The 23,766-nt window shown below is 43.7% G+C and carries 13 protein-coding genes and 1 pseudogene; 1 reads left to right on the forward strand and 13 read right to left on the reverse strand.

The features are described 5' to 3' along the window. Positions 1 to 367: pseudogene (locus CHH60_RS15175) on the reverse strand (hypothetical protein); the annotation flags it as partial. Between the two features lie 462 nt (positions 368 to 829). Then, positions 830 to 1,210 (reverse strand): hypothetical protein, encoded by a 381-nt coding sequence (locus tag CHH60_RS15180; protein ID WP_095359941.1) that lies wholly within the window; start codon positions 1,208 to 1,210, stop codon positions 830 to 832. On the opposite strand from CHH60_RS15180, the gene CHH60_RS30090 reads away from it, so the two are divergent. Continuing rightward, on the forward strand, positions 1,199 to 1,393 hold the full coding sequence (locus tag CHH60_RS30090) for a hypothetical protein (RefSeq protein WP_217989989.1): 195 nt from the start codon (positions 1,199 to 1,201) through the stop codon (positions 1,391 to 1,393). The two genes, CHH60_RS15180 and CHH60_RS30090, sit on opposite strands and share 12 nt — an antisense overlap. A gap of 150 nt (positions 1,394 to 1,543) precedes the next feature. Here the strand turns inward: CHH60_RS30090 and CHH60_RS15185 are convergent, their stop codons facing one another. From CHH60_RS15185 to CHH60_RS15235, 11 genes are all read right to left on the reverse strand, one after another. Further along, positions 1,544 to 2,266: a response regulator transcription factor gene (locus CHH60_RS15185; RefSeq protein ID WP_095291355.1), complete on the reverse strand. Its 723-nt coding sequence runs from the start codon at positions 2,264 to 2,266 to the stop codon at positions 1,544 to 1,546. A 4-nt stretch (positions 2,267 to 2,270) separates the two neighbouring features. Beyond that, on the reverse strand, positions 2,271 to 3,431 hold the full coding sequence (locus CHH60_RS15190; RefSeq protein ID WP_095359942.1) for a sensor histidine kinase: 1,161 nt from the start codon (positions 3,429 to 3,431) through the stop codon (positions 2,271 to 2,273). Positions 3,432 to 3,478: 47 nt separating this feature from the next. After that, the gene (locus CHH60_RS15195) at positions 3,479 to 6,202 is read right to left on the reverse strand and encodes a stalk domain-containing protein (protein WP_095359943.1); all 2,724 of its coding nucleotides are present in this window, start codon (positions 6,200 to 6,202) and stop codon (positions 3,479 to 3,481) included. A 324-nt stretch (positions 6,203 to 6,526) separates the two neighbouring features. Next, a complete protein-coding gene (locus tag CHH60_RS15200) occupies positions 6,527 to 10,255 on the reverse strand; it encodes a SwmB domain-containing protein (RefSeq protein WP_095359944.1) in 3,729 nt (1,242 codons plus the stop codon). Positions 10,256 to 10,468: 213 nt separating this feature from the next. After that, positions 10,469 to 11,671, reverse strand: coding sequence for a methionine adenosyltransferase (gene metK, locus CHH60_RS15205; protein ID WP_095291347.1), 1,203 nt, complete (start codon positions 11,669 to 11,671; stop codon positions 10,469 to 10,471). A 255-nt stretch (positions 11,672 to 11,926) separates the two neighbouring features. Further along, positions 11,927 to 12,202 carry an alpha/beta-type small acid-soluble spore protein gene (locus CHH60_RS15210; protein ID WP_095291345.1) on the reverse strand — a complete coding sequence of 92 codons (276 nt, stop codon included), beginning with the start codon at positions 12,200 to 12,202 and terminating at the stop codon, positions 11,927 to 11,929. A gap of 137 nt (positions 12,203 to 12,339) precedes the next feature. Then, on the reverse strand, positions 12,340 to 12,897 hold the full coding sequence (locus CHH60_RS15215) for a hypothetical protein (RefSeq protein ID WP_095359945.1): 558 nt from the start codon (positions 12,895 to 12,897) through the stop codon (positions 12,340 to 12,342). Between the two features lie 105 nt (positions 12,898 to 13,002). After that, positions 13,003 to 15,555, reverse strand: coding sequence for a DUF4352 domain-containing protein (locus CHH60_RS15220; RefSeq protein WP_176476075.1), 2,553 nt, complete (start codon positions 15,553 to 15,555; stop codon positions 13,003 to 13,005). A 173-nt stretch (positions 15,556 to 15,728) separates the two neighbouring features. Continuing rightward, positions 15,729 to 18,719, reverse strand: a complete 2,991-nt coding sequence (locus CHH60_RS15225) for an S-layer homology domain-containing protein (RefSeq protein ID WP_176476076.1) — start codon at positions 18,717 to 18,719, stop codon at positions 15,729 to 15,731. Between the two features lie 559 nt (positions 18,720 to 19,278). Continuing rightward, complete coding sequence (locus CHH60_RS15230) at positions 19,279 to 19,620, reverse strand: hypothetical protein (protein WP_095359948.1); 342 nt, start codon at positions 19,618 to 19,620, stop codon at positions 19,279 to 19,281. A gap of 204 nt (positions 19,621 to 19,824) precedes the next feature. Then, the gene (locus CHH60_RS15235) at positions 19,825 to 23,709 is read right to left on the reverse strand and encodes an S-layer homology domain-containing protein (protein WP_095359949.1); all 3,885 of its coding nucleotides are present in this window, start codon (positions 23,707 to 23,709) and stop codon (positions 19,825 to 19,827) included. Positions 23,710 to 23,766 lie beyond the last annotated feature (57 nt).

Genomic DNA, 23,766 nt, shown 5'->3' on the forward strand with positions numbered 1-23,766 from the left:
AGGCAGCAGCAATCCCACTTGTCCCAGCTCTACGTTCAGCTGCAGCTATCCCCGCTTCTCCCCCCAAAACTGCACCTTCTCTTCTGGCTGCTTGTTCTCCCGACAGCTTGTCATACTCCTCCACTTTACGGCGCATAAATGCCAACCAATGTCTCTCATTCCACTGATCTATTCCGCGCTCCGGCTCAAAATGTTCAACCAGCCATGACGCCTGACTTAGCGGCAACGCTTCGTCCAACAATAACCAGCTAAGCTCCTGCTGACCACTCGCTCCTTCCAACCACCATGTGACATCCACCCGCAGATCCAAGGACAATAGCATGTTCCACCTATCCTTAACTCGGCACACATAGAGCGCAACTCTCATCCAATCCCTCCTCAAACTTGAACTTCCATGAACGCAAAAAAAGCACACGCTTACCCGGCTATCTGCCGGAGCATGTGCTTCATGTCCTGATTTCATCCAATGTCTTATCTTACTTGTCTTTTTACTATATCAATTGCTCCCGTGCAGGACAAGCTTTAGGAATTTAAAATTCATGTTTAGGCCCATTTTACCAATTTAACGAATACCCCGAATCAATCTCATAAAGTGCGAAACTTTTTCCAATCGGTACCGTCTATACTTTTAAGTTAAGATGTACGGTTTCGAATCGCTTCTTACTTCAATCTCAGGAGCCCAACATCCAAACAATAACCATAGATTGCATAAAAACCCATTTTTAATTTAACAGCAGACTTGGCTACAATGAACAAAAAAAGATTACAGCTATGCTGTAATCTTCATGTGGATCTATGGAAACGAATTCGATTCAGGCTTTACATAAAATTAATGCTCAGGCTCACGCAGATCAATAAGTCGAAACGTACGATCTCCATTTGGTTTCGAACGTTCCATATCGGGTGGTACGGCTGACAGGTATGAAGGCTCCAACCCCTGCTTGCGCATCAGCTTTTCAATAATCCGAACCGTTTCCGATTCCATACGATCAGCAACAACTGTCAATGTGAAGCTCTTTCCACGGTAAAACAGCTCCCGGCAAAGTGCTCTTACAACGCCTTCGATCCGCTGTTCCTGATTGGAAGGAATGAGCAAAATCTGCTCGTAACCCTCGGGTTCCGGACGAGAAAGATGACGCTGGTGCATGGCATGAACGGCCACTGCCGCCAGGAAGTATATGAGCAGAATCATAGTCAAATGAGCAACCATGGCAACTGCACCTCCTCGGAAGGTCATGCTCACCCATGGCGAACATCCCTGTATACGACAGTATATGCCGTACTCCCGAAAGGGTTACACCTGCACATTGCAAGTGCCATATTTCTTTCTAGTGACTTCGTCAAGGAAACGACAGGCCAGGTCATTCGTCCACTCATTCATAACCAAGCATGAACATTTGTTCCGCACTTTTCCATACTTTGTTCTTATGCAGTGATAAAGTCCATTAACCCGCAGACCAATCCGGGCAATCGGGAAGGGTGCGAGTGAACAGATATCTATGGTACCATTCTTATTTTATTAACAGGAAATCTTATAATTGTATTAGAGCGTAACCCAACCATACTTGATGGAGTTAATAACGGCTTGTGTACGGTCATCTACTTCCATCTTCTGCAGAATGCTGCTGACATGGTTTTTTACCGTTTTTTCACTGATGAACAGGAATTCACCAATCATTTTGTTACTCTTACCTTCAGCCATCAGACGAAGCACTTCTGCCTCACGACGAGTGAGCGGGTTGTTATCGCCAGCGACAAATTTAACCCCAGCTTCTTTTGAAGCACCTTCGCTCATCGCACCTGTTTCATTAAGATACGTCATACGACGCAGCTGCATGATCAGTTTGCCTGTTACTTTAGGGTGAATGAACGCATGCCCCTCATGAACGGAACGAATCGCATTGATTAGGGATTCAGCTTCCATATCCTTCAGCAAGTATCCGTTGGCACCTTTACGCAAAGTCTCAAATACATAACTTTCATCATCATGAATGGACAGAATAATGACTTTAACGTCCGGGAACAGCTCACGCAGTTTCTCCGTCGCTTCAACCCCGTTCTCCACAGGCATGTTGATATCCATCAGAACGATATCCGGCTTCTCCTGGTTGCAGAATTCAAGCACCTGAATCCCATCGCCACATTCGCCGATGACCTCAATATCGTCCTCCATGTTCAAAATGCGTTTTAGCCCTTCACGGAACAGCTGATGATCGTCAGCCAAAAGAACTTTAATTGATGTATTACCAGTATCACGGTTTTCCATCCTGCTACTCCTTTCCCTTATCCACGTTTGTCGGGATATGAATCACGATTTTGGTTCCTTGATTTTCTGCGGATTCAATCTCTATTCTGCCTTCCAGCAGTTCAACCCGTTCTCTCATCCCAATCAGACCGAAATGGTTGTGATCCTTGCTTTTCTTCGCAAGAAGCTCCGGTTTGAAGCCAAGCCCATTGTCCTGAACGACAATTTTAACGAGCTGAGCCTGGTATGTAATTTCCACTACAACATGAGTGGGATAAGCATGCTTTGCAGCATTGGACAGACCCTCCTGCACGAGACGGTAGATTGCAGCCTCCATTGCAGAAGACAAGCGGTGTTCCTTGCCTCTTGTTTCAAAAATCGAGCGAATTTTTGTTTTTACTTCAAAATCCTGCACGTATTTCCGAAGCGTTGGAATCAATCCCAAGTCATCCAGTGCCATAGGACGCAAATTGAATATTACTTTTCTCATTTCTTCAAGACTGGAACGAACCTGGCCTTTCAAATCTACTATTTCGGCCTGGACCATCTTAAAATCCTGCTTAATGAGCATTCTTTCTACAATTTCCGTCCTAAGTACTAGATTGGCGAGCATCTGCGCAGGCCCGTCATGAATCTCACGTGCAATACGCTTCCGCTCTTCTTCCTGGGCCAAAATTATTTTCAAACCAATCATTTGTCGATTCTTGGCGGATTCAATGATCCGGGTCACTTGACCCAGCTCACCCGACAAGTACTCCAGTACGACCCCCATCTGCGAACCAATCGTTTCGGCACGCTCCACAGAAGCCTCCACATTTTTGGCACGCTTCTGCAGATCATCCCGACGGGCCTTCAGATACATTTCCTTCTCACGATAAATCATCAGGTCCAGCTGCAACTGCGTCGCTTTCTCATACGCCTGCTTGATATCATGCTCGGAATAACGGACGAAGTCACGGCTAACCTCAGTCAGACGGATCCGGGAGCGGCGGTAGTTGAGCTCCAATTGATCTACTTTCTCGATCGTTTCCGCCGTCTCCTTCAGAACCGACTTCAACTCCTCATTTAGAGTTTTTAGCTCCTCACGGGTTGAGTCCATGATTTCGAACATTTGATATTTGCTGTTTTCCATGACTTGTATGGCGTTTTTAATGACGCGGTCTATGGCATCGGCTTGTAAATCCACGTTAGTTCGACTCCATTTCTATCGTTTCCGGTATATATCATACCATATCACGATGAGATGGTAACGGTCTTCGTTTTCTGTTCCCATTTTACAGTCAATCCAAGTTGCTCGGAAACGAGTCGAAGAGGGACTAAAGTCCTACCTCCAGATACATATGGGGCTACTGTTGCGCTCTGTCTTTTTCCATTCAAGATGAATTCTTTCTGTCCCACGACCAGATCAATCAGTTTCCCGCCGCGAATAACGGTGATCCGCTGATTTTTGCTATCCCAGCTTGCCTGTCCGCCAAAGGCATCCAGTACATGTTTGATTGGGACATATGTTGTACCATTTTTCAGCACGGGTGCTGCATCAATTGCCTTTTTCGTTCCGTTCACGGTCATCGACTTCTGTCCAAGGACCAGGGAAGCTGTTCCTGTAGGCAGTCCCACTTCACTGGATTTCGATGGCATAGTGAAGGCAATGTTATCAAATGCAACGGTACCTGTCATGGCGCGCTCATCCTGGCCCTCTTCTACATTGACTACATAGATACGTTTCAGCTTGGCTGGATATGCAATGTTCAGACCGCTCAGGTCCACGTTCACTTTTTTCCACCCGCTCCAGTCAATGGCCTTCGCAAGATCGGCATATACGGTTTTCCCATTGGCATCCGTAAACTCTGCACGGAGCCAGTTTAGGCTCTTGTCACCCATTACATCCATCGACATGGTCGTTGCAGCTGAAGATACTTCTCTGCCTGTTGTCCCGTTCAATTGGGCATAAGCATACATTTTCCCTGTACCTGCAGTCATGTCGTAGCTCAGCTGAAGCACTTTGGAGCCAGCCTTTTCACCTGTACCCGCCGTTACCGCTGCTGAACCAGTTACGCCAGCGGCGTTCGTTGTAAAGTTGATTGGATAACTTACATTCTCGAAGTTCTCCCAGGTGGTTTCGCTGTCAGCAGTCGTAAGAACAACGACCGTACTGTAGCCGTCATAACGACCGATTGCATATCCAACCTGTGCTCCTGAATTTACAGAAGATACCGTTAATTGATCGCCAGCCACTTTACCTTTGAAACCGATAAATTCCCATGTCAGCGAATCAGCCGGAACGGTTACACTTTGTCCGTCTTTCGTCTTCGCAGTCACAGGGATGGACATGGTCGTTCCCGCTTTCAGCGAGCCAAGACCAGAACCTGCTGTCAGAGAGGACAACTCGCTTCCACCGAGCACCGTTACTTTAATGGTAGAAGATGCTCCGTTGCTTGTTGCTGTAAGCGTAGCTGTTCCTGGTTTAACACCCTTGATCACACCATTACTTACGCTGACGATACCATTGTTGCTTGATTTCCAGGTCAGCTTGATGTCTCCGGTCGCAATCGGGTTGTAGTACGTGTCATACCCTTTGGCTGAATACTTGCCTTCTTGTCCTACCAGCAGCGTCTGGCTGCCACTTACAGCGAAGCCTTTCAGCTTGCCTTCCGGAGCCGTAGAGAATACGCCGAGCGTGTTTACGACCTGACGCTGCTCTGTGCCATATTCCGTGTTGAAGGTCAGACTAGCATTTTCTTCCCCAAGCGGACGTGTCACCATGGTGGTGGAGCCGCCGCCGTCCAGGTTCATGCCTTTCCATACGCCGATACTGGTCATGAAGGATTGCAATTCAGTCAGCGACATGCCGCTGCTGTTACTGTTTTTCTCAGCCGCAATAATATAGACATATCGACCATCCTGCGAATAACCTACCGCTGTTCTCGCACGAATACCTCCAATACCGGAAGAGGCGATATCACGGGAAAACGTAGCTGCTTTGCCTCCATTGACAAGGATCGTATGACCACCAATCATCATCTCGAGATTACTCGGATCAACCGATTGTCCTGTTGTTTTGGCTACGAGCTTGTAGTCCGCACTAAGTGTCTGTCCTACGGAGAGATGAGTCATAATCCAGGTAGCCGCTGTTCCATGTGCACGCAAAATGTAACCGTCTTCCGGTACCGTCATGTCCAATGCTTTTTTGTCAGAAATTTGCGTAATGACGCCGTTCTGCACAAGCACCTCTGTCGGTGTTGTAGAAGGGTCATTCGGACGTTTGGTTGATGTCCAGGCTGGTGTATAAATATACATCGAGTTGGCGTGACTGTATTTGACCGAGCCTGACTCTACCGTATAGTCCTCCTTGTTCATTCCGCGCAGAGCAAACGTTGAACCGTCATCGGCCTTCACCGTACCGTCAAAAGAGTATTCGTCGATCATCGGTTTGCCATCCTTGGTCACGGTTAGGGCATACATGCCCGTCAGTTCCGAAGGTGTGGAGATTAGAACCCCATCAGAGACCTGTCCACCAATTGGAGCAAGCTCCCCGGAAACGTTAAAATAATCACCGTTCACAGCAGCAACCGCATCATTTTCCTTGGCCATACCGCCTGTGCTTTGTTTACTGTTCAAGTTGCCGCCCTTACCTGTCATCACATCGAGTTTCACATAAGGGTTTTGCAGATCTACCTGAATTACGTCTGCCAGCACATTCACTTTCGAGCCGGATCTTATGGTTGTATATTTGTATTTCATGAGCTTCGCGCCGGAAGTCAGAATTTCCTCACTTAACTTGCTTGTGCTTGTAGATGCTGCAGCGGCTACCGACTCCCACGTCGTTCCCGACCAGACCTGCTGCCCTGCTCCTAAGACCGGTGCAATCCAGATCACACCTGCCAGTGTCACAATTGCCCATTTCTTCGCCTTGCTGCCCTTCACGTCTTCCAGCGGTTTCCCGTGTTTCCCCAGCATGTTTGAAACGTCTCTCCCATCTTGTATATCAATCTTAGACATCACGTGTCCTGCCGCCAGATGGCAGAGAACAGCTAGATCCCTAGTATACTCTACTATTAATAGACTGCTTTTCGTGGAAAAAGTTACGCCCGCAGCCAACTTTGAGGGTATTCTGCACAAAAAAAGACCCCAAGCATGGCATGGAATTGCCACACTTGAAGTCACATGTTAAATAATAGATTATTGTTTATACTGCTACTAACTTGCCAAATAAGAGAAAATCAATCTGATAAACTGTCACTCTCCACATTAACTAGATAGAACAGTTTAATCCCACTCGGACTACAGATAACCCAATTTGTTCAGGACACGTTTCAACATTACTGCTGCTTGTGCACGTGTTGCATTACCTTGTGGTACAAACGTCTTCGATGTCATTCCCTGAATAATGCCTTCCTGTACGGCCTTGGCAACAGAATCCTTGGATTGAATCTTGTTACTATCCTTAAACTTGGACAGTGTTGATGCAGCCGAAGTTTTGAGTACGGTTGGTTGACCTGCATAATCCAAAGCTCGAACCATCATAATAGCCATCTGCTCACGAGTAACGAGGCTATCCGGTTTGAAAGTACCGTCCGTATTACCCGTGACGATACCTGCTTTAGCCGCTGCACCAATATATGCACCCGATATATCACCATAACGAACATCTTTGAATTGTTGAGCACTAGCATAGTCGCCTGGCAATCCCAACCCTTTTGCCACTAAAGTAGCAAATTCTGCTCGTGATATCTGCTGATCAGGAATATACAAGGTTCCATTTTGTCCATTGATAATCCATTTCGCAGACAACTCACCAATGACGTCCTTAGCCCAGTGTGAAGCAGTATCCCGATATGAAACGGGATGGGATGCAGCCACAATAGCCTGATTGCCTTTCAGCTGTCCTGTTATAATAACCGCTCCAGTTGCATTGGAGAAATGATGAGGAATATTAGCCAGAGCTGAAGTACCCTGATCAATGTAGACCAGACCCGTAGCCGGTCCTGTTGTCGTTGAAGGCAATCTCAGTGCAATTGAGCTCTTAACCAGTTGTTCTGCACGCTGGCCACTGTATCCATTATATGCTGATAGATAAACATCCGTAATATCAGATACTCTTTGTGCTCCAGCAGATGCAAGCATACCGTCCATTGTACCGGAGACTGTTACAGGAACCGATTCGAGTTGTACATAAAAGTATGATGAGCCCGAACCTGCATTCACGCTTTGCGCAATACTGGAAGGATTCAAATCTGACAAAGGCACTGACCACAGACGATCACCATATTTTACCCCAATAAATGAAAAACGTTCACGGGAAGCGATTTCTTTTAGCGTGTCTATTGGGAATCCTACATTAGCTGATGCTTCTGTTGAAGGAACTTCAAATACGACCATACGACTTGAATTGTTGCTTAAGCTTGCATATTGAAATGCCTGATTTAACTTACTAGCATCCACATTAAACTGACGAGTAGAGCGACTATTGCGCGACTGGGCGGAAGTTATTGTCGCTGCTTCCGTACTCATGACATACATGGACTGGTTAAAAGCCGATGTGTCTGATACGGTCAGCCATGATGGCAGGTTGCCACTTAAACTTCCAGTATTGGTAGTTGAACCTGTGCTTTGAGTTTGACTAATCGATAAAGGTCCAAATGCCTCAACAATGACGTTATCAAGCGTACGCAGCGGGATGATCCCTGGCGCATAACTTACCGTTCCTGTTTGTCCGTTGGTGCCCGAGCTGGACAACTTCAGAGTTAGGGTTGTACCAGTTGATGCTGCAGAAACCACACTTACCTGTGAGCCTCCCAACTGTACACCGAATTGAGATGGGGTAAGCAGCGTCTGTGACTGTAGAGGTTCCCTAAAAGTAATAGTCACGGTATCTCCTTGCAATATAGCTGATTTCACCATACCATTACCCGCTGTGTAGCTTACAGGTGTTAAGTTGATATAACCAGCAGGATTACCGTTTAGGTCAGTTAAACGCAATGCACCCGGTACATAAGAAAGTGTTACATTCTGGTTCGTGCCTACGGCTGAGGCCAAAGTCAGCGTGACGGTTTCATCTTCAATATCCGTATCATTCACAAATAGTGGTTTGCCGTCTACAAGGACAGAATACTGGCTTTTTAACGGTTTGTTGGTTGTTCTAAGTGGTTCATTATAACGAATCCATAACTTGGAGCCACTTATTTCGGCACTCTGAAATTCAGGTGCCTTGGTATCGATGCTATTTCGGACATAAAACCCGCTAAATCCGGCAAGAGCTTGTCCACGACTATCTTTTACAGGAGAAGAGCCAGGTGCATACGAGACACGAACCACTTCCCCATCGGTAATGGAACGGCTCAGATTCAATGTAACCATTGAACTATTAGTTAAGGATATGCTGTTAATTCCTACCGAAGACTGGTTTGCAGTCACACTGAATTGTGACACCGCATCACTGGAGTTGATATATACTGTCTCCGGGTAGTATAGATTAATTGTACTGTAATATACAGTACCTTCCCGTGGTTTGGACATGACGGAGTCCAGTGTATTTTCCACATCTCGTGCTGCAAACGAAGCAGCCGGGTTCAGGGAAGTATCCTGTATAGGACGCAGTCCAGGCGTATACCCAATCCGGACAACCTGCCCTACAGCTACACCTGTATCGAGTACGACATATACGCTATCTCCTGATACATATGCAGTGCTGACATTACGAGCTTCCCCATTTACGGTTACTGTGAAGCTGCTATAAGCTGGATTCGCACTGAACAGACTTTCATCGTAAGTAAGTCGAATCGTATTGTTACTATACATCTTAACTGTTTTGAGAACCGGGGCTGTAGTATCTCTGCTAAGTGTCTTAAAGCCCCATGAACTGGTACCCGTCAATCCTGTAAAGAGGTTACCAGCCTTGTCCCTAAACACATTTGCAGGAATATCCACATAATAATTCGTGTTGCTTTCCAGAGCACTCTGCGGAACAATTCGCAGCTGTCTATTGTTTGAAGTGCTAATGGTTGTTGTTACGGCTACGGTTCCACCATTGGCCTTTCTCAACGTCACATTGCCTGGATAATTGGTATCAAGCTCTTTATTAAATGTAACCGTTAGTTCTCCCGTCAAAGGTGCATTCGTCGTACCGTTCGTTGGGGAAACAGATGATACGGTGAGAGCAGTAGGATCCGAAATGACGCCAAAACCCCACTCGGTTCCTGTAATTCCCCTGGTGTCATTCCCCAGTTCATCCCTTAAAAGACCTTCTGGCATAACAACATAATATGTGCTGCTGCTATTCCAGTTTTTCTCTGGATCAATCACAATGGAATTCGTCCCCAGACCATTAACACGTGGAGAACCTGCATTCACAGGTATTTCCTCATATAATGTAGTCCCTTGAAAAATCTGCAGTTTCCCAGCACCAGCAAATACCTTTTTACTAAATGTCATTGTTATGTTAGATGAAGGTGATACCTGCATCGCTGCATTCGCGGGAACCTTCTCTACCAAGGATGCTGTGCCTACACCTTGTGTATGGAACGTCCATTCTTTGCTCAGTCCATTGAAAGCAGTATTATTCTCATCCGCATATACAAATGAATTTTTATCGATTTGAACATAATAAGTTCCTCCTGGCAGAGGTGCATGATTAATCGTCACTTTTCTCCCTACATCCGGAACACTGGCGTCATCTGGTGTAATGCTAATATTACTTGATTCCGTTGGGTCCACTAAGATCGGTGGAATAACCTCCGAATCATCTGACACACGTTTTATTGATATGTATCCACTGGCAGTGCCCGCTGCTTTTCGAACAGGTTGGCCAAATTCGATCTCCAATGGGGTTACTCCATTTACGTTCTTCTCTCCTGTTACAGGTAACGTTGCCGTGACCCCTAACGTAGTTAAGTCATCTGCTGCATAAGCCGTGTTTTCCACTCCAAGCAGACTTGTTAGCCAACCTTGGGCAGTTAATAGTACGATTAAAAGCCCGATTGTACTCATTTTGGCTATTCGTTTCAAACGCACCGATTCGTCCCCCTCATCTTCTATTTCTTCTCCTGTCTAATGAACAGACCTCATTATGTATGTCGGTTAGAACAGACATTTTATTTAGCCAAAAGGGAATAAAAGGAATCTTATTTCGTTTATAAAAACTCCTATTTAGCCAACTACTTATGTACGCAAAAAAGCCCCTGATTCCTGATCGGAACCAAAGGCTTTGATCTATCGCAATAAAACTTACAGACCCGCTTGAGCTTTCAAAGCATCAGCTTTGTCTACTTGCTCCCAAGGTACATCCAAGTCTGTACGGCCGAAGTGACCGTAAGCAGCCGTTTGTTTGTAAATTGGTCGACGCAGATCCAACATACGGATGATGCCAGCAGGGCGAAGATCGAAGTTGCTACGGACTAACTCAACCAGCTTCTCTTCGCTGACTTTGCCAGTTCCGTATGTATCTACGTTGATCGATACCGGGTTGGCTACACCAATCGCATAAGCGAGCTGGATTTCCACTTTGTCTGCAAGACCTGCAGCAACGAGGTTTTTCGCTACGTAACGAGCCGCATAAGCAGCGGAACGGTCTACTTTTGTCGGATCTTTACCGGAGAACGCACCACCGCCGTGACGTGCATAACCGCCGTAGGTATCTACGATGATTTTGCGTCCAGTCAGGCCTGCATCTCCTTGAGGTCCACCAATTACGAAACGTCCAGTTGGGTTGATGAAATATTTAGTCTGCTCATCCAGCAATTCAGCCGGAACGACAGGCAGGATAACTTGTTCTTTAATGTCTTTTTGAATTTGCTCAAGGGTAGTTTCTTCAGCGTGCTGAGTGGATACTACAATTGTATCGACACGAACTACTTTGTCGCCGTCGTATTCGATTGTTACTTGAGTTTTACCATCCGGACGGAGGTAATCCAATGTACCGTTTTTACGTACCTCAGCGAGGCGACGTGCGATACGGTGGGACAATGCGATTGGCAATGGCATGAGTTCTGGTGTTTCATTCGTTGCAAACCCGAACATCAGGCCTTGGTCACCCGCACCGATGTTTTCTGTTTCGCGAGCGACTTGAGCCGGATCACGGTTCTCCAGTGCTGCGTTAACCCCTTGCGCGATATCCGCAGACTGCTCATTCAGAGAAGTCAGAACGGCACAAGTGTTGTAGTCAAAACCATATTTGGCACGTGTGTACCCGATTTCCTTAACCGTGTTACGTACAATGGCCGGAATGTCTACGTATTCAGAAGCTGAACTGATTTCACCGATGACAAGCACTAAGCCTGTAGCCACGGAAACTTCGCACGCTACACGAGCGTTTGGATCATTTGCCAGAAACGCGTCCAATACGGCGTCCGAGATCTGGTCGCAAATCTTATCCGGATGTCCTTCGGTTACAGACTCCGATGTGAATAGATGTCGGCCTTTAACAGACATGAAGTTTCAACCTCCCATAACTAGTAGTATGGCGATTGCCCGAACAAAACATTTACGGTGATTCGTTCACTGTACCCTCGAAAGCTTTCCGGGCGGAATAAGGACGCGGGGTCCGCAGTTACGAAGATAAGGATTTTTCAGGTAATTGCCCTAACAAAAAATCAACCTTTTCCTCCTGGAAAAGGTTGCATACCTCAAATGCCATCTTATCGCATTTGTCAAGCCGTGTCAAACCAAGTCGGATAAGGAAAAACCTTATAATAACTGCTTTTCTGCCTGACGAATCAGCCTTTTCGTAATCTCGCCACCAACCGATCCGTTCTCACGGGAAGTCAGATGGCCCCAGCCTTTGTATTGACCATAGGAATGATCACTCACAGCTCCCAGCTCAGAACCAAACTCGGTATCTGCACCAGCAAGGGCATTTTGACCATACCCTACATTCAGACCAAACTCGGCAGCAATCTCATATTTCATCTGATCCAGCATCTGACGACTTTCCGGTACCACTCTGCGGTTACTTCTAGCCATGAATCCTGCACCTCCGTTAATTGGTTTTGTACAATTATAGAGTGAGCAGGAACCCTGATGGCTAGCCGTATAAATGTTTGTTAGAACTGGTTAATCTACACATATGAAATGAATAAAAATGCGAATAAATGCTTAACCTATTTTAAAGAATATCCGCCGCGAACCATAACCGTCAGGCTGTACTTGTTCCCATCCAATACCGTTATACCCCGTCCATCCCTTGGAAAAGAGAGCAGGTGATTGGTCGGCGCTGCCTCTCCATTCGTCAGGTCAACTCCGTCCGTCAGATCAGCTACACCGTTCGTACCTTCACTGACGATCACAGCCTTGCCGCTGCGTACGATGAACTCCGCGCCAGAAGCACCGATCAGCTGTTGACCCGGCTTCACAGTAACGATCTCTATCGCTTCAGATGCTCCAGATACCACCGGTGGAAGCGAGGTGTCACCACCTGAGCTGCCTGTCCCGGTAGATCCACTATTATTGCCTGCGGAGCTTCCCGATCCGGCGTTAGTACTTCCGTTTAAGGCCTTTTGAATCTGTTGATCTACATAACTCCTCGTCACAACTGGATCATCCGCTGTGCCTGGTTGACTGGTTCCTGCACCGATAGCTGTGTTGCTGTATACAGACCCAACCCACACGCCAACACCAATAGCCAGTGCAGCCAGGGATACTTTCATATAAGGTTTCATTAATGATTGTACCTTCCCTTCTATTAAAACAATCTACATATATTTGTCGTCATTTTCTATCATATCTTTAATAGAAAGATTTAACAACGATGCTTACTCTATCATTTATTCAGCACCTGGTAGATTGCCGACAGCTGGAACAAAGCCCATCGCCTGTGTTGCCAGTTTAATCCGTTGACCTTGGAACTCATCATATATGGCAATGGTATAAGCTCCACTGCGTCGATCTTCAAAAACAACATCCTGAATGGTCCAATTCAAAAATTGATTGTTACCTTCCTTCAAGTCTTTATCAAGCACAATTTCTTTATCAAATACTTTTCCAGTAGGTTCAATTAGCTGCACAATAAGTTTGTGTTCACTTTCCGGCAAGTTCAATTCATTATTTCGGGAAGCATCGTAGTTCCATGAAAGGTTAACTGTGGAGCCACCGCTAAGAGACGCTTTGAAATCTCTAGTTTGAATGTTGTAAGGATAAATATCCACATTTTTAATTGTTGTCAAGGTAGGCTCTTGATCCGGTTTAAGTTCAAACGAGGCTGCATCTACATATCCTGCACCCGTAGTTGTTCCTTCTTTACCCGTGCTTTCACCACTTACTGTCTCACCAATTAACAACCTCATATCGGAGACAACGGTCTTCCTTGGAATTTTGGACCACATGGTTACTAAAGCTGAATCACCAGGTCCTGCTGGGTAATCAATCTGTTTAACCGTTGTTTTATAATACTCACCATTTTTAGATTCGTAATATCCGGTTAATTTGGCAAGGTCAATCTGCCGATCCTCAATATTTTTCACCTGAAGTTCCGTATATACAATATCAGAAGAAGTCCCTGGGTAAATCAATGTTCTCTTCACTTGGAGTTCGGATTTCTTCCCAGGCGTATTCAACGCATAGTTGGACCCCAACTCTACTTGCGGTACCTGCGGAAGCTGACCAATGTGAGTCAGTCTGATCAATTCAGATGTGTTCTCGCCCACTACTTCAGAGAGTGCCACTTGTAATTGAGCTACATCCAGATTGGTAGGTAACGATGTTAATAGATGTACATCAAGCGACATGCCGGGCCCAAGTAAAGCTGAGTTCTGACTTATTAACAATTGAGTATCTGCTATATCTGCTGAATCTATCGATAACATCCCTTTAAGCTGCGGGAGTTTAAGAGTATTGGTTGAAACATTGCGTAAAGTAACTCTTGCGGATAAAACATCCGCATTATCCCAAGGAAGACGTTGAACAGAATTCCATGTTACACCCAATGTTCCATTTTCAATCTGAAGAGTACTCTCTGTACCAATCGATTGCTGCATGGAAGTAGCTTTGGGAAGAATGTACGTTCCCGCAGGATACGAAAATTTAATTTCTTTGCTTTCTGTACCCTCGTTGCCCTCAGCTTTTGGTGTATTCATAACCAACTTCAGTGTTCCATCGGCTTCATCGTAAGGCAAGCTAAATGTCAGACGAACTAAGCGCTCTTCATCTGGTTTCAATTTCAAATTATCCAGTGCCTTGGTAGACAACGGAAAATCATTTCCTTTTTTGTTTTGAACCGAGAAATCATATTTGGGTACGGAAACTTCCCTTGATCCCGTGTTTTTAAATTTGAAGTTGACCGTATAGTAGTTGTTACCATGAGTCTGACTCACACTAACATCTCCCACACTCGTAGCCATCTTGCCCTTGTTATCTTCGAGCGTTATGGTATGGACCTTTCCAACCTTAGTTTCTGTATTCTGCAACGAAGTTGATTTCGGCATTTGCATCGTCGCAAGTGGAATAACCGATTTCTCAGCTTCGTTCTCTTGTACCATAATAAGCTCAGCCCCATCCAGCTTTACCTTCTTGGGAACAGTTGTTATATAATTGATGCTTTTGGACTCTTGAGGCTGTACGTTGTACGTTGTATCGTTCGAATTTAGATTAAGCGGGTAGCTGCTGCCACCTTTTGTTCTCAGAACCCACTTTACATTTGGATTCTCCAACCCCTTATAACCAACGTTATGCAAATTAATTTTCACACTTGCATAGTTGGATGTGTCTGAGGCAGAGAATGTCTGTAGACCCTGGACTTTAATTTTTACCGGAATATCATTGATCCGTACCTTTTTGACTGTATTTACTGGGGTAGCCACGGTATACGAAGCAGGAATATTGATTTTCCCCAGAATGCTTTCATAATTTGGCTTACTAAAGTCCCATTTAACAATTTCAAAATTCAGATTGCTGAGCTGTACGTTCTTTCCAACAGTCGTCACATATGTAACAGATAAGGTAGAGCCAGCTGCAACACTCTTTTTCTCTGCATCCTGCGTCAGCAATTTGGAAGTATAACTTGTTCCACCTTTACTTCTAACTTTGGTCCAGTAATCAACTAGTTGTAAGCTTTTTTTCTCATTGTTGGTATATGTGAGGGTATACGTAATCAACTTGCCTTCGTCTTGAGTCAGAACATTGACATCTGTAAGTCTAACACTGCTTTTGGATGATAGCTTGACAGCCGGGACATTAGATAATGTTTTGACAGCTTTTTGAGTTTGAGCTGTATTGCTAGAAGAAGTTGCGGCTTCTGCAATTTGAAAATTGTTCATCCAAGCGGCCTGAGTCAACCCCAGCACGGTAGTCGCGACAATAACTTTCTTAAATTTATTTTTCACATGAAACCTCCATACATAGATTTCCATAATACATATATTATAGACGAATAATATATACAGGAAGTTTCAAAGAGGTAACTTTTAGTACAGCAATATTGTTTAAATTCATTGAAATAAAACAAAAAACAGCCTTGCATCTTAATAGATGCAAGGCTGTTTCAGAAAAAATAATATTAGTTATTTGTAGTAGGCAGTTGCTTACCGAAAGTGAACTCACCAAGTGCGTTACCGCGTCCATCAGTGATAGCTTCTGCTGCTTTGTTTTTATCACCATCAAATTTAACATTTACAACTTTACCAGCTACATTTGTATCTGCAGTTGCTGTGATAGTGATAGAATCAGTTCCAACAGTAGCTTGAACATTGGAAATTTTCACACCAGTACCTGCATCAACAGTGAAGAGACCATTGATATAGGCTTCGTTGTAGTTATCAGTATCTGCTTTAAGACTTTCAGATCCTTTAACAGTAATAGTAATTGCTTTACCAGTAGCAGCATCAGCAACGATATTAGTCAAAGAAACTGTTGGTGCAATTCCATCTTTAACTACAATTGGAGTATCTCCAGTTGCCGTAATTTTGTTACCAAAAGCATCTTGAGTTTGAGTAGAAACAATCTCCAACGTTACATCCGCTGCATTTACTGGTACTGCATTGTCAGCAAATTTCAGCAACAGTGTTTTGTTGTTGTCAGCCAAAGTGTAAGAAGTTGGTTGAGATTGAACACCGTTCACTACAAAATCTCCCAAGTTAACACTTGACAATGCTGCGTCAAATTTAACTTTGATTTCATTGTTGCTAGTAGCATATACATCACCAGTAACAGCAACTTTAGAATCACTTACTTTGTCTCCAACATTGTAAGATCCGTTATTGAAGTAGTTACCTTCGGAATCTTTAATGTAGCTTGCAGTTACAACTGCTTTGCTCCAATCGAAACCAGAAGGAATGTTGCTTCCAGTAACCGCAATACGAACAGTGTTTGTAGAGATCAAGTTAATGTCATTGTTCTCTTTAGCGATTTGGTAAGATCCAGTAGCATTTCCATCGACTACTGAAGAAACAGTGTATTTAGCTGCTTCAAGAGCATTACCTTCGCCAGTAGTAGCTAGTGTTTTATTGAATTGAACATATACGTAACGAGTGCCTTCGCTAACAGAAGACCAAACACGAGTTACTTTACCATTTTGAGCAGTGTTAGCGTTCAGTGTAGCAGTGTATGGCAACAATACATTCCCGATGTAAGCAGTATCAGCGATACCAGATACAGTCAACGTGTAAGTTGCATCTTCTTTCAAGCTGCTACCCAGGTTAACTCTAACCTTTTTGTCAGTATTGTTGTAAGTTGGTGCAATTACAGGATTACCTTTAGAAGTCAAACCTGTAACAGTTACAACTTTACCATCAGCATCTTTCAGAACATAATTCTCAGGATTTGTAGCTCTGTCAGATCTGTTTGGATCATTTTGCAACGATTTGCTGAATGTAATTTCAGCGAAGTAGTTACCATTTTCCACTTTGAACTCAGTAGCTACAACTGTTGGACGAACAGTATCCAGTGTTGGAGTTACTTTTGCATCAACGGAAGCGGAGTTGTTGCTGTAGTCGGAAACTGCAGTCAGGTAGACTGTGTTCTCGGATACGTTCAACGGATTGTTGAATTTCAGCGTAACTTTGTTGTCGTTGATCTCAATGGATTGAGCGTTGTTGCCTGTAGCGTTAGCATAAGCACTTGCTACACTTTTCACAGTTTCATCAAACTCAACAGTTACTTCCTTCAAGTCGTTAGATTTTACACTTACAACTTTAGGAGCTGCTGTGTCTACAGCTGCAGTAAATTTGCTTTCCACTGGAACGATAGTCAGACCAGAGTAGTCTTGTACGCCACTCACACGCAATGTGTGCTCACCAGCAGTCAAGTCTGTAGTTACGATTGCTGTGTTAGGGTAAACATACTTCACAGAAGCAGCAATTACATTGTTATCTACACGGAAAGAAGAAGAGATAACACTTTCAGGTTTAACAGGCTCGCTGAATACTACTTTGAACGCTTTAGTTCCCAGAGCTTGAACTTCTTTCACTTCTGGAACTGCCACATCAAGTGGAGTAAACTCAACTTTTTGTGTAATAGTTTTAGTTGCATCAGCGTTTTTAACGTTGTTGATTTGCAGGCTAGTTGCTCTTTGGTTTGTCAGAGCAGAAGAGTTCTGTTCTACCAACAAAGTTACAGTTGTTTTGTCATCAGACAATGTAGCGCTTTTGAAAGTCACGCCACTTACAACATAGTTGTTTTTGCTTTCAGCAGAAATTTGATCTACAGTACCATCAAATTTAACTGTGATTTCTTTCAAGTTTGTAGCAGATACAGAAGATACTGCTTGAGCTACTGTAGTTACATAAGTAACTTTCTCAGTGAACTCTTTATCTTTGTAAGTAAATTTCACTTCAGTTTCTTTGTTAGCTTCAAGAGCTTTATCCAAAGTTACTTTAACGGATTCACCGTCGCTCATTTTGAAAGTAACAACTTTACCAGCTTCAGTTACATCATAAGAAGCAACTTTCAGGCTTTGCTCTTGATCAACTGCATAAGCAGCGCCAACGAGCAATTCGCGGGAAGCATTGGATTGGAAGTTCAGGCTGGAATCAAGCAATCCTGCATTGATTGCCGCTTGAACATAACCTTTAGCCCATGCGGATGCTGTGTTGTTAGTTTCAGTTGGAACTTCAAGGTCAAGTGCACGAGTCAAGATGGTAGCCATCTCTTCGATTGTTACTTTACCGTTGAAATCGAAGATTTTTTTCTCAGTGTTTTTACCTTCCATGATGCCTGCAGCTGTTACTGCTTCGATGTAAGGAGCAGCCCAGTTTTTAGCATTGTAGTTTTTGTCAGTGTAAGAATATACACCAGTGATTTCTTTCAGGCCGAGCAATTTAGTGATGACTTTAGCGAACTCAGCGCGAGTCATTTCTTTGTTCAGTCCTGCAGTACCATCCGGATAACCGTTGAAGATACCTTTTGCTTTCAATGCATCAAACTGTTGTTGTGGTGTAGTAGCTGTATCACCAAATGCTACAGATGCAAACATCGAGAATGCCATTGCTGTAGACAAAGCTACGGATAAAATTTTCTTCATAACCTTTTTTTCTCCTCCTTGGGTGTTCATAACATGGGAATTTTCTTTAATAGTTTCGCTCGTGTTCCTCATATATTGTTGCACCCCCTTTCCAGAGTCCTGAGCAAGTTAATATAAATGATGTCTGTGAGCTTATCACAGAAACTTGTAAACTAGATTAATCTTAGAATCATACGAAAATAGAGTAGTTTCCTAATCCTACCTAACGTATTATACAATGGGTTACTCTCGCCGTAAAGCAATTTTTTCTAATAAATAGACAAGATTCTTCACGAGGTCATTCTTGGTAAGAGGCCCAATGTTTTTGACTCTACATCTTAAACGCAGGAGATTTCAAAAAGTTGCGGGTTCTGTAAAAAAAGTTTTGAACTTATTTATGTATTGATGCAGTGCGGGTAATTTACTGGGTCCAAAACTTTAAAAACAGTACTGTTATGGTAGCCATAATGGGTTTCTATTGCGTCTGGGTTGATCTGAACGTTTATTTATACCCGCTTTGCCTGTACATGAAGCGACAAATTGTCCCAAAACAAAAAATAAAAGGCATTCCGTAAGGAATGCCTTCTTATCCAGTTCTTGCTATATAGACTTAGCGGATTTTCATCGCAAGATCAATAATTTGTGCACGCATCTCTGGATCACTATTCAGTCTCAGATACATATCATCAATTGGTTGTCTGTTTTCACGGTACGTCTTTTCATGCTTCATGGTGGTGTGAGACCATTCAATCAATTCATTCTCGGCGAGTACCAATTGGTTATATGCGTCATGGAAGCCAGTCGCTTGCACGAGTCCTTCCATCACTTCCTGGGTAACTTCCTGCGTTTTACGTGTATCTTCTATTTTCTTTTCCAGAATGACTGCCTGCTTCTCGAACTGTGTCTTTGCCTTCATGTAGCCCAACTGGGCCTTTGAATAAATCGGTTTCATTAGCTAACTTCACCCTCTAGATCATTGTGTATTTACCGTTATTGTATCTTAAACTCTAGCAAATTACAAAAATAGTTATTGGTAAAAAACATCTTTCTTCTATTATAAAAGTGTTCTTTTGCCGTTTCCTTAACAGTCAAAAAGACCCGCCCCTTAGCACAAGGGACAGGTCCTTCCAATAATGCTTAAATGAACTTTGATGAATTAGCTCAAGTTTTTAGGGAATACTTTGGTGCTTTTCTTGAGCAGTTCAACAGCAATTTTACCCGCTTCTGCACGAGTCAAATTACCTTTTGGATTGAAATTGTATTGTGGCTTCTTTTGGCCCGGAACCGTTACAGCGGCTCCCTCCATGATTTTAGCCTTTGATACTGCCATAATCGATGGACCTGCATACTTCTCAATGCTGCCTGAATCCAAAAATGCCTTAGCAAGTGAAGCATCCATCTTACTATCATTCGCTGCCAATTTCAGCTTCAGAGCACGAGCAATCATGACTGCTGCTTGTTCACGTGTCAACGGTTGATCCGGTCCAAACACACCGTCCGTCAGACCCGTTACAATGCCTGCTCTTGCCGCTGTCTCAATTCGGTCGTAATCCCATGTTGCAGAACGTGCACCTGGTACCAGATCCACGAACGTACGATTATTGTCCGAGTTAATTGGCAAATTAAGACCTTTAACCAGCAGTGTTGCGAACTCGCCACGTGTTGTCTGATCATCAGTACCAAATTGCTCGAAACGCAAGTTGTTCATAAATCCTTTGGAATAGAGCCCATTCAAAATATTACGAGCCCAGTTATGATTCGTTATGTCATTGTAGCTTCGACTCAACTTCATTACTTTATAGTAGCCGAATTCATCGAATGGCACAGTGACTGTATGTGCTTTGGTATCAACCTCACCACCGATATTTTCCCACTGACGAGTTGCTGTATACCGATATACGGTAATTGTAGAACCAGCTTCGTCTACCACGTTTGAATCAAAGGCGAGCGTAAGAGTTCCCCGTTGTGATGGTGTAATTTTGCGCTCTGTAGGTGTCTGAGGATTACCGAACAACCCTTCTACTGAGTAAGGTGTCAATCCATTCGTTGGAGCTGCATACGTAGCTGAGCCCAGATCTCCCGACTCACCCAAACCTCCATTAATCCAATAGATATCAGAGATTGCCCCAAAGTTACTTGATGCACTGGTTGATCCAAAGTTAAGCAAGTACTCATCCGGAATACTCCAAGCCGGAGCACCACTATTTTCACCCGTTCCAGGGAAGCCAATAATGTTACCATAGTCATTGCGACGTTCTACAATCCCCGTAGTCGGGTCTGCAATACCAAATAGAAGCTTCGTGTCTGGATAGTACTTCGTAATACCTCTTGTGCTGGTGCTTTGCATTACAGTACCTTTCGGGAAACTGAGTTGAAGTCCCTTGTTGAATACGCTATATTTGGTTGCCACCTTCGGTGCCATGTACTGAGCATCTACACCTACGGTACCCGTATAGAACACCTCAATGGTATCCGTATTGCTTGTACCAGCACGCGTGATTGTGATTTTGATTTTATTTTCTTTATCTTGTTTCAATCCTACATAGTCATATACAAAACGGTTTTCTCCCAGATCTGTACGTTTCACAGCAGGATCTTTACCGATAAGGACTTCTGTTGCACCCTCTGCTTCAATGTCAAAGTGAACAAAGTTTTTGTTGACCACAATTTGATTACCAACGGTTGGTTGTGGAGACAGAATGCGATAGGCACTCACTTCTCTGACAATCTCCAGTTTTTGCGATGTCTTCGCTCCGGTCTCGTTGATCAGCTCCAAGGTGTACACATATGTTCCTGGGGCATCTGCAACCAAATCCTGAATACGCATAATAAAATCTTTTTGATTACCTGCGAAATCATAAGTGTAGCGTTCACCGGCAAATGTGACCACAGCATTATCTACCGAGTTAACTGGCAAATCAACAGACAGAATATTTTTGGTTCCCATATTCAAATTCATTTTGACTGCACCGCTACCACGAAGAACCAAATCGTAGTTTTTCAAACTAGTCGTGTACTTACTATTATTGTAAATAAACTCAGGCGTTAAATTGAAAATCTGTGCAAGCTGTGGGTTTTCCGCGCTGAATTCTTTCGGCGGAAAACTAGGACGATCTTTTCCTACAGCAGGCTGGAAGTTAACAATTGTAGATACATTATTGTCTACAACATAAATCCGTAGCTCTTTGCGGATCTCACGAGCTTGGCCTTTATCATCCTTACCTGTACCTGTCAAAATAATTCTGTTTTCCCCAAAGACCAAAGGTCCGTTCTCTAAGGAAATATTTAGTGTAAAATTGAAGGCGCCAGTAGTTTTATTTAACCAGGTAGGGTCAAGAGTCTCTGAAGTATTGGTTGATTTAACTTTCTCACCGTTAGCAAACACTTCTGCAACGAAATAATTACTATTGATCGTGTCTTCAAAGTCAATGTATTGTCCTTTGACAGCAAGTGTTTTTCCGGCTCCAGAATCCACATTATACGTTTGACCATCAGTCAGATTTTCAACGTAAATATAATTTTTGGATGCATATGAAATGGTAACATCTTTATAGGCTGTTGAACTATCGTAGTTAAAACGAACGGTTTGGTTACCGTTCTTTAATCCAACCACTTTGAAGATATAACTGGTATCTGAAACTGTAGCCACATGGTTCACCGTGATTCCGCTTGTCCCGAGTGGAAGGTAATTGGCTTTCAATCCTGTCAGCGGATCAGCTGGTTTGCCGTTCGTGTTGACCATAATGTAGAAGTCACCTGAGTCCACTTTAGCACCGTTCAAAGGCTCCCCTGTCGGAAGATTAGTGGTCCCACTTCCGCTATATCCCTTGAGATACTTGAGATCAGTAATGACGGTTTGACCTTTCATGTATTGAAAATCCATATTTTTGCTTATAGTCTTTGTTCCGTAAGTTACGGACAATGTATGATTTTGGTCTTGCAAAACCACGCCAGCTGCATCCTTGTTAAAGTTCACAGCATTGATATCAAAAGCAACTAACCAATACGAAGGCGTGTTATCTTTCAGACTTGGAATGAAAACTTCCTCGGTAAAAGTAGGTGTCTCTTTTGTCGTATTGTTGTCAACATAAATTTCAGCGCCTTCGCTGAATTTATTTTTATTTACTTCGTCATAAGGAATCAACATTTGTACATGCACTTTGGCATTATCCGTATCTTCAGTGAATACGGGTTCAACACCAAGCAAACTTTGTGCATTTCTACTGGAATCCAACAGATCCAACTTCACGATTGGATTCTTCTCATCATAATATAATAGTGAATAGTTGAACGTTAGTGTGTCAGAACCATTTTGTACTACCAGCTTCAGATCATTCACGCCGGGATTCAGCTTAAGCTGCGGAGAGAAGAATGAATAATTTTGTAAAAGCTGTGTTGCCAGCGCTTGGCCATTGTTTACAGAAACCGTCACTTTCGTAGCGTTGACAGCTGTACCTTGAAGTGTAATCTCGTCCTTGTTTACTACAATTTGAGTCCCTTCATTTAGGTCCAAGTTATCCGATCCACCGAGTACTTGCAACTTTTCTACATAGGGCACTTGGTCAAACAAGATATAAAACGTCTCAGAACGTTCATTCTGTCCTTGTGCTCCAGTGAATGTGATGCGGTTCATACCCGGATAAAGAGTGAGATTTGCCTTGAAACGATTATCCGGTCTATCTGTATCTAACGTGACTACCGCTGGAGCAACACGTGCAGGATCTTCAACCCAACGATTTGTGCTTTGGTCCCAGTTCAACAATTGAATGTTTGCACCCAGTGTTGAACCCGTTACTTTGGTATACGTACCCGTAATCGCTTGTTGAGCATCTGTTACTTTATATACTTTATCTCGTGTTATCTGATTTGCCCCTGCTGTCAATGTCAGATCAACCGTATTTCTGAATTCCGAAATATCGGGAGTAAAATAACTCGTTGGTTTGTCTGCCGCCGATGCGACTGGTGCCAAGCCTGCCGGTATCAACGATACAACCAGTGCCACCATCATAAGCCAAATCATCGGCTTCTTCGTACGCTGCATGCAATCATCTCTCCTCTTTTTAAGTCAGTTAACTCTTTTATCGGCGCCTAGGTTCCA

The organism is Paenibacillus sp. 7523-1 (genome assembly GCF_002276415.1).
GTDB lineage: Bacteria > Bacillota > Bacilli > Paenibacillales > Paenibacillaceae > Paenibacillus > Paenibacillus illinoisensis_A.